The following is a 14809-nucleotide window of genomic DNA, read 5'->3' as shown; positions in this document are numbered from 1 at the left end:
CGGTCACCGGTTCAGGAGGCGGCCGACGGCGACGGCACCGCCACCGACCCGCTGCCCGGCTTGAAGTCGGCCGGGACCGGCCGCCCCGGGTAGTACTCGGCCTGGAGGCGGCTCCACATGCCGTCGGCGATCACCTCGTCCAGGCCCTTGTTCAGCGCCTCGCGCAGCTTGTCGTCGCCCTTGGCCACGGCGTACGCGGTCGGGGCGGGGCTGAGCTGCTTCGCCGCGACCTCGATCTTGCCGTTGCTGTCGGCGGCGGACTTGTCGCCGATCTCGGCCGGGGCGATCCAGGCGTCGGCGGTACCGGCCTTGAGCTGGTTGATCGCGCTGTTGTAGTCGGGCACCCGCACCGGGTCGAGGTTCTGCCTGGTGGCGTAGTCGTCCTGCACGGTGCCCTGGACCACCACCACGCGCTTGCCGGCGAGCTGGTCGAAGCCGGTGATCGCGGAGCCTGCGGGCACGTCCAGGCCGAAGTAGCCGAAGTCGTAGCCGTTGCCGAAGTCCACAGTCTTCTTCCGTGCCTCGGTGATCGTGATCGAGGAGCTGCCCACGTCGAACTTGCCGCTGTTGACCTGCGCGAGCAGGCCGGAGAAATCGGTGCCGACGAACTCCACCTTCAGGCCGATCCTGGCGGCCACCGCGCGCAGCAGCTCGTTGTCGAAGCCGGTGAACTCGCCGTCCTTGAGGAAGACGTTCGGCGGGGCGTCGGTGAGCGTGCCGGCGCGGATCACGCCGGGCTGGAGCAGGCCGTACGGGTTGTCGGCCGCGGCGGTGTCGTCGTTGCCGCAGGCGGTGAGGGCGGTGACGGCGAGCAGGGCCGCCGCACCGACGGAGGCGGCACGGGTCAGGACGGTACGGAAACGCACGATGTCTCTCCAGAGTGGATGGACGCGCGGCGCGCGTCGGCGCCGGCCCGCGCCGGACAGACGGCCGGGCCGGAGAAGGGTGGATCGGGGAAAGGAGGGTGGCGTTCGCTCAGCGCGCGAGGCGACAGGCGTCGCTGCACACCCGCATCAGGTCGACGTGACGGCGCTTGACCAGCGCGAAGCGGGCCGGGTACGCGGCGACGTCGCCGGATGGGGTGGAGGGTGGTGCGGACATCGGTCTCCCTGGTCTTCTGCTGACCTGGGTGCCAGGCCACGCTTGCACCGGCGGCTGCCGGTGCCTGGTCTTCACCCGGGGCACCCCACCGCGGAGGAGGGTTGCCGGCCAGCGAGCCGGGGCTTCGCGCTGGCGCTCATGACCTGCCCAGAAGGCTAGCAGCACCGCCGCGGCGGTCGTCCAGCGGTTATGACCACCCTCACGCGCGGGGCCTCACCGCCGGGCCGGGACGACCGGCGCGTCCCGGCCGGTGCCGTGCCGCGACGGGCTGCGCCGCTCGTGGTAGTCCTGCTCGACGTTGACGGTCCAGACGTCGTGCTCCGCGCCGTGCGCGATGTTCTCCGCGGTCAGCATCGCGGTGAGCATGGAGTGGTCGGCGTTGTTGTACCGGTGCATGCCGTTTCGCCCGACGGGGTGCACGTTCGGCACGGACGCGGCCAGCCAGTCCCGGATCACGTCGACGTTGCGCTGGTACCGCTCGTCGTAGACCGGGTACGCCTTCGGCATCCGGACCACGTAGCCGGCCTCCACGCACCCGGGCTTGACCAGGCCCAGCCGCTCCAGCTCGGCGGTGGCGAACGCGATCAACCCGGCGTCCGGCGTCCGCCACATCTCGTCGCCCTCGAACACGAAGTACTCCAGCCCCAGGCAGGTCCGCCCGTCCTTGACCAGGTACGGCGACCACGAGCCGAAGTTCTGGATCCGGCCCACCCGGGCCGCCGGGTCGTGCACGTAGATCCAGTTGTCCGGGAAGGAGAACTCCTCCGGCACCACGAGCGCCACGGTCAGGAAGTCCCGGTACCGCAGGTCGGCGGCGGCGGCCCGCACCTCGGGCGGCGCCTCCGGGCGCATCGCCCGCACCAGCGCGGAGATCGGCATCGAGGAGATCACGTGGTCGGCCGGCTCGGTGCGTTCCCCGCCCGCGTCGGCCACCGTCACGGCGATGGCCCGTCGCGCCGCCGGATCCCGGTGCACCTCGGTCACCCACGCGCCGGTACGGACAGTGCCGCCGCGCTTGGCGACCTCCTCGGCGCAGCGCTCCCACATCATCCCCGGGCCGTGCTTCGGATACTGGAACTCCTCGATCAGGCTCGTCACGTCGGTGCGGTTGCGCCGGGGCAGCAGCGCGTTGCGCATCGCCGTCGCCAGCGACAGGTTCTTGATCCGCTGGGCGGCCCAGTCGGCCTGCAACCGGTCCGCCGGCATCCCCCAGACCTTCTCCGTGTACGTCTTGAAGAAGATCGAGTAGAGCCGCCAGCCGAACCGCGCCGACACCCACCCCTCGAAGTGCGACTGGTCCTTGGGCGGGCGCAGCCGGGCCAGGCCGTACGAGCCCAGACAGCGCGCCGCCTCCAGCAGGCCGAGGTTGCGCAGCGCGTTGCCGGCGCTGAGCGGGTAGTCGAACAGCGCGCCCCGGTAGTAGATCCGGCTCATCCGCGGCCGGAGCAGGAAGTCCTCGTCGGGGAGGATCTCGTGCCAGAAGTCCTCGACCCGGGCGACCTTGGTGAAGAAGCGGTGCCCGCCGATGTCGAAGCGCCAGCCGTCACGCTCCACCGTCCGGCTGATCCCGCCCACCACGTCGTCGGCCTCGTAGACCCGGACCGGCTCGCCGTGCCGCAGCAGCTCGTACGCGGCGGTCAGCCCGGCCGGCCCCGCCCCGATGATCACGGTCCCGTCGCCGTCGCCCATGCCGTACGCGCCCCCCGCCTGCCGATGCGGCAGCGCGCTTACCCACCCTGACGACGTCCTCACCTGCCGGACCGCGCCGGTCGGTGACCGCTCGGCGGGTGTGAGCCCGCCCGGACGGGGAACGCGCACCGGGTTTCCGGCCGGGCGGGCCGGTCGACGGCCGGAACGGTGGGAGCACGATGGCGGACGAGCGGCGGGCCGACCTCGGCGGCACGGCCCGACCCGATCGCGCCGCCGACTCCGGCGGCAGGGCCCGGCCGGACCGCACGGCCGACCCGGGCGTCCGGGCACGCGCCGACGTCGGGCCCGACCGCGCGGCCGGCGGCGGGGCGCACGCCGGGCGTACCCGGTGGTGGTCGTGGACAGCTCCGGCCGCCCGCCGGGTGCCCGAGCCGTGGGGATTCGTGCTCGCCGTCTTCGCCGGCTCGAAGCTCGTGCTCACCCTGGCCGGCGTGCTGGTGCTGACCGCCTGGGACGGGGTACCGGGCGCGCCGCCGCCCGGCGAGACCGCGATGCGGGGCCAGCAGGACGCGGTCTCGTCCCACCGGTGGTTCTCGCTCTGGTTCGCCTGGGACTCGTTCCTCTACGAGCACCTGGCCCGCCTGCCGCTGGACCGGCCCTGGCCGGACTTCGGCTTCCCGCTGCTCTACCCGTTCCTGGCCCGGCCGCTCGCGCCGCTGCTCGGCGGGCACACCGCGTGGGCGCTGCTGCTCGTGAGCAACGTGGCGCTGGTGTTCCAGCTCTACTACGCGTACCGGCTGGGGGGCCGGCTGCTCGGCGGCGCGGAACCGGCCGGCGGCCGGCGAGCGGTCCGGTACCTGCTGCTCCTGCCGACGGCGTTCCTGTTCCAGGCGGCGCTCACCGAGTCGCTGTTCGTCTGCCTGGCGCTGGCCGCCTTCTGGCACGCCGAGCGGAGTCGCTGGCTGCTCGTCGGCGTCGTCGGGTACTTCCTGGCGATGAGCCGCTCGGTCGGCTTCCTCGTGGTGGTGCCGCTGGCGCTGGTGCTGCTGCGCGAGCACGGCTGGCGGGCCGGGCCCGGGGCGTGGCCGCGCCTGCTGCGGCAGGGCTGGCCGCTGCTGCTGGTCCCGGCGGGCTGGCTGACGTTCATGGCCTTCTGCCGCTGGCAGAGCGGCGACTGGTTCGCCTACCAGCACGCCCAGGAGACCGGCTGGGGGATCCGGCTGCAGAACCCGATCGCGACGGCCGCGTCCGCGCTGACCGGCGGCAACTCGGCCGACGCGTTGCGGGTCTGGATCGCCGTGGCGACGCTGGCGGTGGCGGTCGTCGGGCTGCGCCGCCGCGCCGACTGGCCGTACCTGGTCTACACGCTCGTCATGGTGCTGGTGCCGCTGTCGATGGGGCCGCCGGTGTACAAGAGCCTGCTGCGCTACCTGCTCGCCGCCTTCCCGGTCGCGTTCGTGCTGGCCCGCTGGGCACGGCGGCCCGGCCTCGACGGCTGGCTCACCGCCGCGCTGGCACTGCTGCAGGGCGCGTTGTTCGCGGTCTGGCTCACCTACTGGACCCACCTGATCATCTGACCGCCGTGGTTGTGGCAGTGGGCGCTGCCTGGGCCGGCGGCAGCAGGGGCCGGGCACCGGTCCGCCCGCGCGCGCCAGCCCGCGCGACGACGTGCCGGCTCAGGTGGCCAGGGCGGCGGTGAGCCGGCGGGCCTCGGCGACCAGCCGGCCGCCGCCGCCCCGGGCCACCACGTCGGCCAGTCCTGGTACCTCGATCCGCACGCCCGTCGCGGTCGCCGCCTCCGCCGCCAGCGCCAGCAGGTCCGGTGTGCCCCGGGACGGCGTCGGTGCGCCGGGCAGTGGCGGCAACGCCGAGGCGAGCAGCCGCCACGCTACGGTCCTGCTAGCTTCCTCGGATGTTCGCCCACGCCCTCACCGACGACGCCGAGCTGCGTCCACTGTCGCCCTGGCACGCCGACGAGTTCCTGGCCAACCTCGACCGCTGCCGCGACCACATCTCGCCCTGGGTCGGCGCGTCCTTCGTCGCCACCGACGCCGAGTCGGCACGCAGGGTCCTCCAGGCGTACGCCGACCGGTGGGCTCGCGACGACGGCGGCATCTGGGGCATCTGGCAGCGCGGCACGCTCGTCGGCGGCGTGCTGTTCGTGTCGCTGAGCACCGATCGCGGGGTGTGCGAGGCCGGCTGCTGGCTGGAACCGGGCGCCGAAGGGCAGGGCCTGGTCACCCGTGCCGCCCGCTTCGTCATCGGCTGGGCGGTGCGGGAGCGCGGCATCCATCGCGTCGAGTGGGTCACGAAGGCCGGCAACGACCGCAGCGTCGCCGTCGCGCGGCGGCTCGGGATGAGCCGCGACGGCGTCATGCGCGGTGCCGCCCCGACTCCTGACGGCCGCGCCGACCTGGAGGTCTGGTCCGTGCTGGCACCGGAGTGGACCGCCTGACCGGGAAATTGTCGTACCCGGACGTGAACATGTGTCCATGGCTGTCCCCGCACTGGCCGACCGGTCCCCCCAGCCGCGCGCCCTGCCGCTGCGCGAGGTCCGCACCCGGCTCACCCAGCTCGTCTCCCTGGCCGAGCTGACCGACACCGTCACGCTCGTCACCCGCGACGGCGACCCCCGCCCGGTCGCCGCGATCGTGCCCGCGCCCGCCGCGCGCACCGGCGCCCAGGCGCGCGCCGACGCCGAACGTGTCGCCGCGATCAGCGCCGGCTGGGCCCGCCGCCTGGAGGAGTTGCACCGGCAGTCCAGCCGGCGGCACGCCGCCGAGCTGCGGGCGCTGGCCGACGCGCTCGCCGAGGCGTGGGCCGAACTCGACCGCCGCACCCCGGCCGGCGACGCGGCGCTGACCCGGCTGCGCGCCGCGCACGCCGATCTGCTGCGCCGCTGACCCGTGGTGTCCCGCCCGGTCTACGCGGGACACCACGGGCGTACGGTCAGCTCCGTCCGCGCTCGGCCCGGTAGCGGCGGATCAGCTCGGCGGTCGAGGTGTCCACGTCGGCCAGATCCGGGTCCGGTCCGGTGAGCTTCGGCGCGAGCTGGTTGGCCATCACCTTGCCCAGCTCCACACCCCACTGGTCGAAGGCGTTGATGTCCCAGACCGCGGCCTCGGTGAACGTGATGTGCTCGTAGAGCGCGATCAGCTGGCCCAGCGTCGTCGGGGTGAGCTTCGGCGCCAGGATCGAGGTGGTCGGGTGGTTGCCCGCCATCACCCGGTGCGACACCACCTCGGGCGCGGTGCCCTCGGCCTCCACCTGCTCCCGGGTCCGCCCGAACGCCAGCGCGGCGGTCTGGGCGAAGAAGTTCGACATGAACAGGTCGTGCATGTCGCCCAGGTCGTGGTTGGGCCGGCTGAACGCGATGAAGTCCGCCGGGATCAGCCGGGTGCCCTGGTGGATGAGCTGGTAGAAGGCGTGCTGCCCGTTGGTGCCCGGCTCGCCCCAGAAGATCTCCCCGGTCGGGTACGTCACCGGCGAGCCGTCGACGCGTACCGACTTGCCGTTGCTCTCCATGGTGAGCTGCTGGAGGTAGGCGGGGAACCGGTGCAGGTACTGCGAGTACGGCAGCACCGCATGGGTCTCCGCGCCGAGGAAGTCGGTGTACCAGACGTTGAGGAGGCCGAGCAGTGCCGGGACGTTGCGCTCCACCGGCGCGGACCGGAAGTGCTCGTCGACCGCGTGGTAGCCGGCCAGCATCTCGCGGAACCGGTCCGGTCCGATCGCCAGCATGACCGACAGGCCGACCGCGGACGGCAGCGAGTAGCGGCCGCCCACCCAGTCCCAGAAGCCGAACATGTTCTCCGGGTCGATGCCGAAGTCCCGGACCCGCCGCTCGTTGGTGCTGACCGCGACGAAGTGCCGGGCGATCGCGTCGTCGTCGGCGTCCAGCCCGGCGAGCAGCCAGCGCCGCGCCTGGTCGGCGTTGGCGAGGGTCTCCTGGGTGGAGAACGTCTTCGACACCACGACGAACAGCGTGCTCGCCGGATCCAGGTCGGCGGTCTTGTCGTGGATGTCGGTCGGGTCGATGTTCGACACGAACCGGCAGCTGATACCCGCGTCCCGGTACGCCTTGAGCGCCTCGTACGCCATCACCGGCCCGAGGTCGGAGCCGCCGATGCCGATGTTCACCACCGTGGTGATCCGCTCGCCGGTGTGGCCCCGCCACGAGCCGGAGCGCACCCGCTGCGCGAACGCCGACATGCGCTCCAGCACGGCGTGCACGTCGGCGACCACGTCCTGACCGTCCACGGTGAGTGACGCGTCCGGGGGCAGGCGCAGCGCGGTGTGCAGCACGGCCCGGTCCTCGGTGACGTTGATGTGCCGTCCGGCGAACATGGCCGCGATCCGGTCGGTCAGGCCGACCCGCTCGGCGAGTGCGCCGAGCAGCGCGATCGTCTCGTCGGTGACGAGGTTCTTGCTGTAGTCCACGTGCAGGTCGGCGACCTCACCGGTGAGCCGCTCACCCCGCTGCCCGTCGGCGGCGAACAGGTCGCGCAGGTGCGTGGCGCGCATCGCCTCGGCGTGCTTGCGCAGCGCCTGCCATTCGTCGGTGGTGGTGACGTCCACAGCCATCGGGTCGATCTTCTCCTTCACGACGGGCGGTCGGCCGGCCCGCGCCGGCGAACCCCACAAGCCTGCCACCCGGACCGGTCGCGCGCGACGCGACCCGGCGGCGACCACCGTGCGGGCGGGTCTTTCCGGGCGCGGTTCCGGGACACGCCGTTGGGACATCTGTACGACACGCCGATCACTGAATGACATCTTTCGATAGCGGAACGTAGTATCCAGCGTTGCTGTCCGAACGCGTCGAGGGGGTGCCATGGCCGGGGTGATCCATCCTCGTCCGCCGTCCGACCCGGAGGAGCCGGCCGGAGAGACGACCCTGCCCGAGCTGGTCGATCCGCACTGGATGCACCGGGCCACCGAACTGGCCCACACCGGCTTCTGGTCGGTGGCGCGCCGGTTACCCGCGCTGATCCGCGAGGCGATCAGTCTCGCCTGGGCGACCAGCCGCGGGGACACCGCCGCCTCGCTGGGCCTCAACGTCGCCGCCGGTGTGCTCACCACGCTGGGCCTGCTCGCCACCACCGGAGTGCTCCACCAGCTGTTCGCGGCCGGCCCCACACCGGACCGGATCCGGGCGGCGCTGCCCGCCCTGGCGCTGGCGGCGGCCGCCGTCACCGGGCGCGGCGCGCTGACCATCGCCGCCGGATGGGCGCAGGCCCGGCTCGTACCGCAGATCAACTTCACAGTGGAGCGGCGGCTGTTCGAGACGACGTCCGCGGTGGAACTGGCCGCCTTCGACGACGCCGGCTTCGCCGAGGAGATGGACCGCGCCCGCGACCGAGGGCTGGTCGAGGCGGGCTCCCTCGTCAACGACACGGTCAACCTGGTCACCGGTGTGGTCGGCGTGATCGCCACGGCTACCGCGGTGACGATCATCCACCCGCTGCTGCTGCCCTGCCTGGTGGTCGCCGCCGCGCCGGAGGCGGTGACGGCGGTGCGGATGGCCCGCCGCCAGCACGTCGACTGGCTCGCCCGGATCACCCGGCGGCGACGCAAGTGGATGCTGGGCGACCTGATGGCCAACCGGCACACCGCGGCCGAGGTCCGCGCGTACCAGATGCGCGACTTCCTGCTCTCCGAGTACCACCTCATGACGCGCCTGGAGACCCGCGCCGAACTGCGCCTCGCCCGCGCGCAGACGGTCACCCGGGCCATCGGCCTGTCCATCACGGGCATCGCCACGTTCGGGCTCTACGTGGTGCTGGGCGCGCTGCTCGTCGAGGGCGTGGTGGCGCTCGCGGCCGCCGCCACCGCGCTGCTCGCGCTCCAGTCCGCGCGTACGAGCCTGCGCACGGCCGTCTTCGCCACCAACTCGCTCTACGAGGACGCCCTCTACTACCAGGACTACCGCGACTTCCTCGACCGGGCGACCCGGCGGATCCCGGCCGGCGGCCACCTGCCTGTCGACGGGTTCACGCGCATCGACGTCGAACGGGTCAGCCTGCGCTACCCGGACACCGACAGCGCGGCGGTCGACGAGGTCAGCCTCACGTTCCGGCGCGGTGAGGTGATCGCGCTGGTGGGGGAGAACGGCTCCGGCAAGACCACCCTCGCGAAGCTGATCGGCGGCCTCTACCGGCCCACCGGCGGCACGATCCGCTGGGACGGCGTGGACGCCGCCGAACTGGACCCACGGCAGACCGCCGCCCAGGTCGCGGTGATGAGCCAGTACTGGTGGAAGTTCCCGTTCACCGCCCGGCAGAACATCCGCGTCGGCCGCCACGACCGCGCCGGCGGACCCGGACCCAGCGTGGAGACCGCCGCCCGCGACGCCGCCGCCCACGACATGATCAGCGAGCTGCCGTTCGGGTACGACACGCTGCTGGACCGGCGGTTCAAGGACGGCCAGGACCTGTCCGGCGGGCAGTGGCAGCGGCTGGTGGCGGCACGCGGCCTCTACCGCGACGCCCGGCTGCTGATCTGCGACGAGCCCTCCGCGGCGCTGGACGCGCGTGCCGAGCACGCCCTCTTCCAGCACCTGCGGCGGCACCCGGACCGGGCCGTCGTGCTGATCACCCACCGGCTGGCGAACGTCCGGCACGCCGACCGGATCTTCGTGATGGACCACGGCCGGCTCGTGCAGTCAGGCGACCACGACACACTGATGGCCCAGGGCGGGCTCTACCGCGAGTTGTTCGAGTTGCAGGCGGCTGGCTACCTCGCCGGCAGCGCGGAACCCGCCGAGAGTTGACCTCCAGCGCACTCGAACTCCTACCGTGACCGGACCGCGCGCCACCCGGCCGGCGCGGTGCAACCCAGGGAGTTCACATGCGCTATCGCGTCCTCGGCGGCACCGGCATCGAGGTCAGCGTCCACTGCCTCGGCACCATGATGTTCGGCGCGGTCGGCAACCCCGACCACGACGACTGCACCCGGATCGTCCACGCGGCACTCGACCGCGGGATCAACTTCGTGGACACCGCCGACATGTACTCGGCCGGCGAGTCGGAGGAGATCGTCGGCAAGGCCCTGCGCGGCCGGCGCGACGACGTGGTGCTCGCCACGAAGGTCCACTTCCCGATGGGCGAGGGGCCCAACCGGGGCGGCAACTCGCGACGCTGGATCGTCCGGGCCGTCGAGGACAGCCTGCGCCGGCTCGGCACCGACTGGATCGACCTCTACCAGGTACACCGCCCCGACCACACCACCGACATCGAGGAGACGCTCGGGGCCCTGACCGACCTGGTCCGGGCCGGGAAGATCCGCGCGTTCGGCTGCTCGACCTTCCCGGCCGAGGAGATCGTGGAGGCGCACCACGTCGCCGAGCAGCGGGCGCTCGCCCGGTTCCGCACCGAGCAGCCACCGTACTCGATCCTGGCGCGCGGCATCGAGACGTCGGTGCTGCCGGTCTGCCGCCGCTACCGGATGGGTGTGCTGGTGTGGAGCCCGCTGGCCTCCGGGTTCCTGTCGGGCCGGTACCGGCAGGGCCGGCCCGTCGACCTCGGCGCGGGCCGCCCGGCGCTCACCCCGGCCCGGTTCGACCCGGCGCTGCCAGGCAACACCGCCAAGTACGCCGCCGTGGAGGACCTGGTCGCGCTCGCCGACGAGGTGGGCTGCACGCTGCCGCAGCTCGCCGTGGCGTTCACCGCCGCGCACCCGGCGGTCACCTCGACCATCATCGGACCGCGCACGATGGACCAGTTGGACGCGCTGCTCGCCGGGGCGGAGCTGACGCTCGGCGACGCGGTGCTGGACCGGATCGACGAGATCGTCCCGCCCGGCACGAACCTCTACCGGCCCGACGGCGTCTGGTCCCCGCCCACCCTGACCGACCCGTCCCGCCGCCGCCGCCCCCTCCCGGAGCGGGCCGCCGCCTGACCCACGCCCACCCGCCCTCCCTCGGCTCCCCAGCTCGTCGATCATGAGGTTCCTGCCCCGGAAAAGAGTGCGAACCGGACGTTCGAGGGGCCGAAACCGCAAGATCGACGAGGCGGGGCGGGGCGAGGCGGGGCCGGGAGGGCGAGGGCGGGCAGGGGAACTGTGTCGACAGGGGACGGCTGCGGAATCAGACTGGGCGGGTGGAACATCGCGATCTTGTTCGGGTGAGCAAGCGGCTGTCGCTGGCGTTGCGGCACCGGCCCGACGCGTTCGGGCTTCTGCTCGACCGGGCCGGGTGGGTGCCGGTCGCCGACGTGCTCGCCGGGCTGGGGATCAGCCGCGCCCAACTGGACGCCGTGGTCGCGGGCAACGACAAGCAGCGCTTCGCGGTGGAGGCCGGTCCGGACGGGACGGACCGGATCCGCGCCAACCAGGGGCACTCGGTTCCGGTCGACCTCGGCCTGATCCCGGCCGCGCCGCCGTCCCGGCTGTTCCACGGCACCGGCGAGGTGGTGCTGGACGCGATCCGGGCGCAGGGGCTGCGCCGGGGCGGCCGGCACCACGTACACCTGTCGCCTGATCTGGCGACGGCCCGGCGCGTCGGTGCGCGCCGGGGCGGCGCGGTGGTGGTGCTGACCGTGGACGCGGCGGCGATGGCGGAGGCCGGGTACCTGTTCTACCGCTCGGCCAACGGGGTGTGGCTCACCGACACCGTGCCGCCGCCCTACCTCGGCACCACCTGAACGGCGGTCAGCAGGCGGTCACCGGGTGCGCCACCACGGCGTCGAACAGGTACGCGAGGTCGTTCGGCGCGGCCCGGTCGGGCTGCCGTGCGCCGGTCCGGTCGGTGGCGCGGGCACGCAGGACGTGCCGTCCGGCTGTCGGCGGGCGCCACCGGACGGTCCAGCGCTGCCAGGCGCCGCCCCGGTCGGCGGCGACCAGGTCGGCCGGGCGCCACCCGTCGCCGGTGTCCACCTCGACGTGCTCGACCGGGCCGTTGCCGGACCAGGAGCGGCCGGTCAGCAGCATCTCCTCGCCGGCCGGCACCCGGGCGTCCCAGGCCAGCTCGAACGCGCTGCGTACCGGCTGGGAGGTGAGCACCGTGCCGTCGGCCGGGTGGCCGGGGCCGAACATCCGGTAGAACTGCGTGTTCCACGGCGAGAACAGGGGAGTGGTGGAGACCTCGATCGCGCCCACCCACTTGATCGAGGAGATGCCGACCCAGCCGGGCACCACGACCCGCACCGGGAAGCCGTGGTCGGGGGGCAGCGGCTCACCGTTCATCTCGTACGCCAGCAGCACGTCGTCGACCGCCTTCGCGACGGGCATCGGGCGGCGTACCCGGCCGAGGTTGACCCCGCCGCTGACGTAGTCCGGGTCGAGGCCCTCGGGCATCACGTCGACCGCCTCGTCACGCAGCCCGGCCAGGCGCAGCACCGTGCCGAGCCGCACGCCCCGCCACCGGGCCACACCGACGCTGCCCAGCCCCCACGCCACGCCCGGGGTGGGCTCGCCCTGCTGCTCGGCGAAGTAGCGCCGCCCGTTGCCGGCGCACTCCAGCAGCGCCGCGTGCTCCTCGGCGGGCAGCCGGCGCAGTTCGTCGAGGTCGAACTCGACCGGGTTGTCCCGGGTGGGCGCGCCGCGCAGGCCGTCGCCGGACAGGCGCAGCCGCCAGGTGGCCGCGTCCAGGTGCGGCGTGACCGTGTGGTTGCGGACGAAGAAGCGGTCGATCGGGACCACGTACCCCTGGCCGGCCATCGACGGCCAGCGCATCTCGGCGTTCGTGTCCAGCGGGCGCAGCAGGTCCGGCGGCAGCCGCTTGACGATCGGCGCGCCGGGGTCGACGCCGACCGGCGCGGACGCCACAGCGACCGGCTCGCGCTCCGCGGCGGCGGCGGTCACCGCGGCCATCGCCGCGCCCACCTCCAGCAGCCGGTCACGGTCGACGCCCGGCCCGTGTGCCTGCCCGGCGAGCCACTGCCGGCTCCGGTCGGCGTCGTGGACGGCTTCGGCGGGGGACGGGGACTGACTCACGACTGACCTCCGGGGTAGGCGACGTTGCCTTTCCTATTCAATCAGTAGGACTTCTCATCGATCCGTCGCAGGTGGCGGCGACCTCACGCCGCGCCGATCATCGTCACCACCCCGGCCGCCACGAGCACACCGGCCCACAGCCGGTCGACGTTGAACCAGGCCCGGCGCAGCACACCGACGCCGAGCACCTCGTACACCAGCAGGGCCACGACCAGCGCGGCGGCGAGCATGGCGACTGTGTGCACGGCGGCGGCGAGCAGGCCGGTCAGCGCGCCGGCCGGCGCGGCGGCGAGGTGCCCGGCGTGCGGGCCGGCGCCGGCCGCCGGTTCGGCGAGCAGCACCGGCAGCAGCATCAGGCCCGCGCCGTGCGCCGCCGACATCAGGAACGACCAGGCGGTGAGCTGCGCCGCCGACAGCCGCATCCCGGCCCACCGGAAGTGCCGCTCGGACAGCAGCCGCCACAGCCCGAACCCGACCAGCAGCACCCCGCCGGTCACCGCGACCAGCTTGCTCGCCGTCACCGACCGGGTCGCGCTCACCAGCGCGGCGACCACCGCCACCGACGCCAGGTGACCGGCCGCGATCGGCGGCAGCGCCGCCAGCAGCGCGGCCCGGCGGCGCTCCTGCAGGCCCCGGGCCACCGCGAACAGCCACCCCATCGCCGGGTTCAGGCCGTGGAACGCGCCGAGGCCGGCCAGCGCCGCCCAGGTCGCGCCGGTCACGGGAAGCAGTACGAGTCGGACGAGGCGTCGCCGCCCTGCAACCGGGTCTGGTGCACGCGCAGGCCGCGGAACTCCTCGCCGCGCGGGAAGAACCGCGGGTCCGGCACGAGGCCGCCGTGCTCGGGGTCGACGTCGAGCTTCGCCACCCAGGCGCCCACCCCGTCGGGATAGAACTGGTCGTCCCAGGCGCCGTAGAGCGAGTTGCTGACGTAGACGCGGCGGCCGTCGCGGCTGATCTCGACCATCTGCGGCCCGCCGGCCAGCGGTTCGCCCGGGAACGCCGGGTGCGGGGTGCGGTTGACGATGCCGCCCAGGCGCACCGAGCCGACGCGTACCGGGTGGAACGGGTCGCTGACGTCGTAGCGGATCAGTTCGCCGGTGCCCCAGCAGGACACGTGGAGGAACCTGTCGTCAACCGACAGGTCGATGTCGGTGACCAGCGGCGGCACCGCCCCGAACGGCTTGAGCAGGTCCGGCAGGTCGGCCGGGTCCGCCGGCTCGGCCGGGATGTCGATCACCTTGGTCACCGCCCAGGCGTCGCCGTCGCGGTGCCACAGCCAGATCGAGGCGGACAGGTCCTCGACGCTGATCACCACGCCGACGAAGCCGTACGACTTCGTCGGGTCGTGCGCGGGGCGCAGCTCCAGCGGCATCTGGTACTGGTCGCCGAGGTCGACGCGCTGCACGTGCCGGCGCCTCGCCAGGTCCCAGAAGTGGATCGCGTGCCCGTACCTGTGGCCCAGCAGCAGCTCACCGACGATGCCGTCCTCGATCATCGACGGCGTGCCCCACTCGCTGGTGACCAGCACGTCCTGCGTGTAGTGCCACCAGAAGTCGTACGCCAGGAACTGCGGTCCCCGGTCGGCCTCCCACGCGCCGCGCACCTCGAACGTGGTGTGGTCGAGCACGGCGATGCCGCCCGGCCCCTCCTGTCCGTCGGCGCCGCCGAGCGCTGAGACGTAGATGCCGTCCGGCCCGCAGTGCACCGTGTGCGGGCGGGAGTACCCGGCACGCTTGCCGAGTTCCTCCGGTCCGATCACCTTGACCAGCTCGGGGCGGCGCGGGTCGGGCTTGGTGTCCAGCACGTGGATCCGGGACGAGCGCAGGCCCGGGACGATCAGGTAGCGGCGCTCCACGTGCGGGTGCGGCGCGGTCGGGCAGAGCGCGCTGCTGCACGCGTTCCAGCCGAAGTGGTGCAGCTCGTCGCCGGTGTTCGGCAGCTCGGTCCAGCCCACCACCCGGCCGTACGAGCCGGAGTCCGGGTCGGTGTCGAGCACCGCGATGGCGTCCGGGCGCTGCCCGGCGCGGTCGAACGCGGCGACGTACGCGAGTTTCTCGGCCGGCGCGGCGGCGGCGAGCGCGGGGGAGGGGTAGAAGGTCGGGTCGGGTGTCCAGCGGGTCACGGG

Annotated in this window: 14 protein-coding genes and 1 riboswitch; of the genes, 6 read left to right on the top strand and 8 right to left on the bottom strand. The window is 73.4% G+C overall.

The genetic code is table 11. The features are described from left to right. Nucleotides 1-11: 11 nt before the first annotated feature. The 3 genes from O7622_RS21445 to O7622_RS21435 all read right to left on the bottom strand — a co-directional run bounded on the left by O7622_RS21445 (nucleotide 12) and on the right by O7622_RS21435 (nucleotide 2790). Nucleotides 12-866: an ABC transporter substrate-binding protein gene (locus O7622_RS21445; RefSeq protein ID WP_282309973.1), complete on the bottom strand. Its 855-nt coding sequence runs from the start codon at nucleotides 864-866 to the stop codon at nucleotides 12-14. Nucleotides 867-975: 109 nt separating this feature from the next. Beyond that, complete coding sequence (locus tag O7622_RS21440) at nucleotides 976-1101, bottom strand: hypothetical protein (protein WP_013286752.1); 126 nt, start codon at nucleotides 1099-1101, stop codon at nucleotides 976-978. Between the two features lie 33 nt (nucleotides 1102-1134). Next, a riboswitch (SAM riboswitch) is annotated at nucleotides 1135-1245 on the bottom strand. A gap of 69 nt (nucleotides 1246-1314) precedes the next feature. Beyond that, nucleotides 1315-2790: an NAD(P)/FAD-dependent oxidoreductase gene (locus O7622_RS21435; protein ID WP_282309971.1), complete on the bottom strand. Its 1476-nt coding sequence runs from the start codon at nucleotides 2788-2790 to the stop codon at nucleotides 1315-1317. A 179-nt stretch (nucleotides 2791-2969) separates the two neighbouring features. Between O7622_RS21435 and O7622_RS21430 the strand changes: the two genes are divergently transcribed. Beyond that, nucleotides 2970-4328 (top strand): hypothetical protein, encoded by a 1359-nt coding sequence (locus O7622_RS21430; protein ID WP_282309969.1) that lies wholly within the window; start codon nucleotides 2970-2972, stop codon nucleotides 4326-4328. A 99-nt stretch (nucleotides 4329-4427) separates the two neighbouring features. On the opposite strand, the gene O7622_RS21425 is transcribed toward O7622_RS21430, so the two are convergent. Beyond that, complete coding sequence (locus tag O7622_RS21425; protein ID WP_282309968.1) at nucleotides 4428-4616, bottom strand: hypothetical protein; 189 nt, start codon at nucleotides 4614-4616, stop codon at nucleotides 4428-4430. 47 nt (nucleotides 4617-4663) lie between these two features. On the opposite strand from O7622_RS21425, the gene O7622_RS21420 reads away from it, so the two are divergent. Continuing rightward, nucleotides 4664-5206 carry a GNAT family protein gene (locus O7622_RS21420; RefSeq protein ID WP_282309967.1) on the top strand — a complete coding sequence of 181 codons (543 nt, stop codon included), beginning with the start codon at nucleotides 4664-4666 and terminating at the stop codon, nucleotides 5204-5206. A gap of 37 nt (nucleotides 5207-5243) precedes the next feature. Further along, nucleotides 5244-5654: a type II toxin-antitoxin system Phd/YefM family antitoxin gene (locus O7622_RS21415; protein WP_282309966.1), complete on the top strand. Its 411-nt coding sequence runs from the start codon at nucleotides 5244-5246 to the stop codon at nucleotides 5652-5654. A 46-nt stretch (nucleotides 5655-5700) separates the two neighbouring features. On the opposite strand, the gene pgi is transcribed toward O7622_RS21415, so the two are convergent. Then, on the bottom strand, nucleotides 5701-7335 hold the full coding sequence (pgi, locus tag O7622_RS21410; protein ID WP_282309965.1) for a glucose-6-phosphate isomerase: 1635 nt from the start codon (nucleotides 7333-7335) through the stop codon (nucleotides 5701-5703). 247 nt (nucleotides 7336-7582) lie between these two features. On the opposite strand from pgi, the gene O7622_RS21405 reads away from it, so the two are divergent. From O7622_RS21405 to O7622_RS21395, 3 genes are all read left to right on the top strand, one after another. Next, a complete protein-coding gene (locus tag O7622_RS21405) occupies nucleotides 7583-9520 on the top strand; it encodes an ABC transporter ATP-binding protein (protein WP_282309964.1) in 1938 nt (645 codons plus the stop codon). A 77-nt stretch (nucleotides 9521-9597) separates the two neighbouring features. Further along, complete coding sequence (locus O7622_RS21400; protein WP_282309962.1) at nucleotides 9598-10647, top strand: aldo/keto reductase; 1050 nt, start codon at nucleotides 9598-9600, stop codon at nucleotides 10645-10647. Nucleotides 10648-10847: 200 nt separating this feature from the next. After that, nucleotides 10848-11390 (top strand): RNA 2'-phosphotransferase, encoded by a 543-nt coding sequence (locus O7622_RS21395; protein ID WP_282309961.1) that lies wholly within the window; start codon nucleotides 10848-10850, stop codon nucleotides 11388-11390. A gap of 7 nt (nucleotides 11391-11397) precedes the next feature. Here the strand turns inward: O7622_RS21395 and O7622_RS21390 are convergent, their stop codons facing one another. From O7622_RS21390 to O7622_RS21380, 3 genes are all read right to left on the bottom strand, one after another. Continuing rightward, a complete protein-coding gene (locus O7622_RS21390; protein WP_282309960.1) occupies nucleotides 11398-12681 on the bottom strand; it encodes a sulfite oxidase in 1284 nt (427 codons plus the stop codon). A gap of 83 nt (nucleotides 12682-12764) precedes the next feature. Next, nucleotides 12765-13403: a hypothetical protein gene (locus O7622_RS21385; RefSeq protein ID WP_282309958.1), complete on the bottom strand. Its 639-nt coding sequence runs from the start codon at nucleotides 13401-13403 to the stop codon at nucleotides 12765-12767. Next, nucleotides 13400-14806, bottom strand: coding sequence for a selenium-binding protein SBP56-related protein (locus O7622_RS21380; RefSeq protein WP_282309957.1), 1407 nt, complete (start codon nucleotides 14804-14806; stop codon nucleotides 13400-13402). Before O7622_RS21380 ends, O7622_RS21385 begins: the two co-directional genes overlap by 4 nt. Between the last annotated feature and the right edge of the window lie 3 nt (nucleotides 14807-14809).

Origin of the sequence: Micromonospora sp. WMMD1076 (assembly GCF_029581475.1) — a bacterium.
In the GTDB taxonomy this organism is placed as follows: Bacteria; Actinomycetota; Actinomycetes; order Mycobacteriales; family Micromonosporaceae; genus Micromonospora; species Micromonospora aurantiaca.
This window is presented reverse-complemented; position numbering and strand designations above follow the sequence as displayed.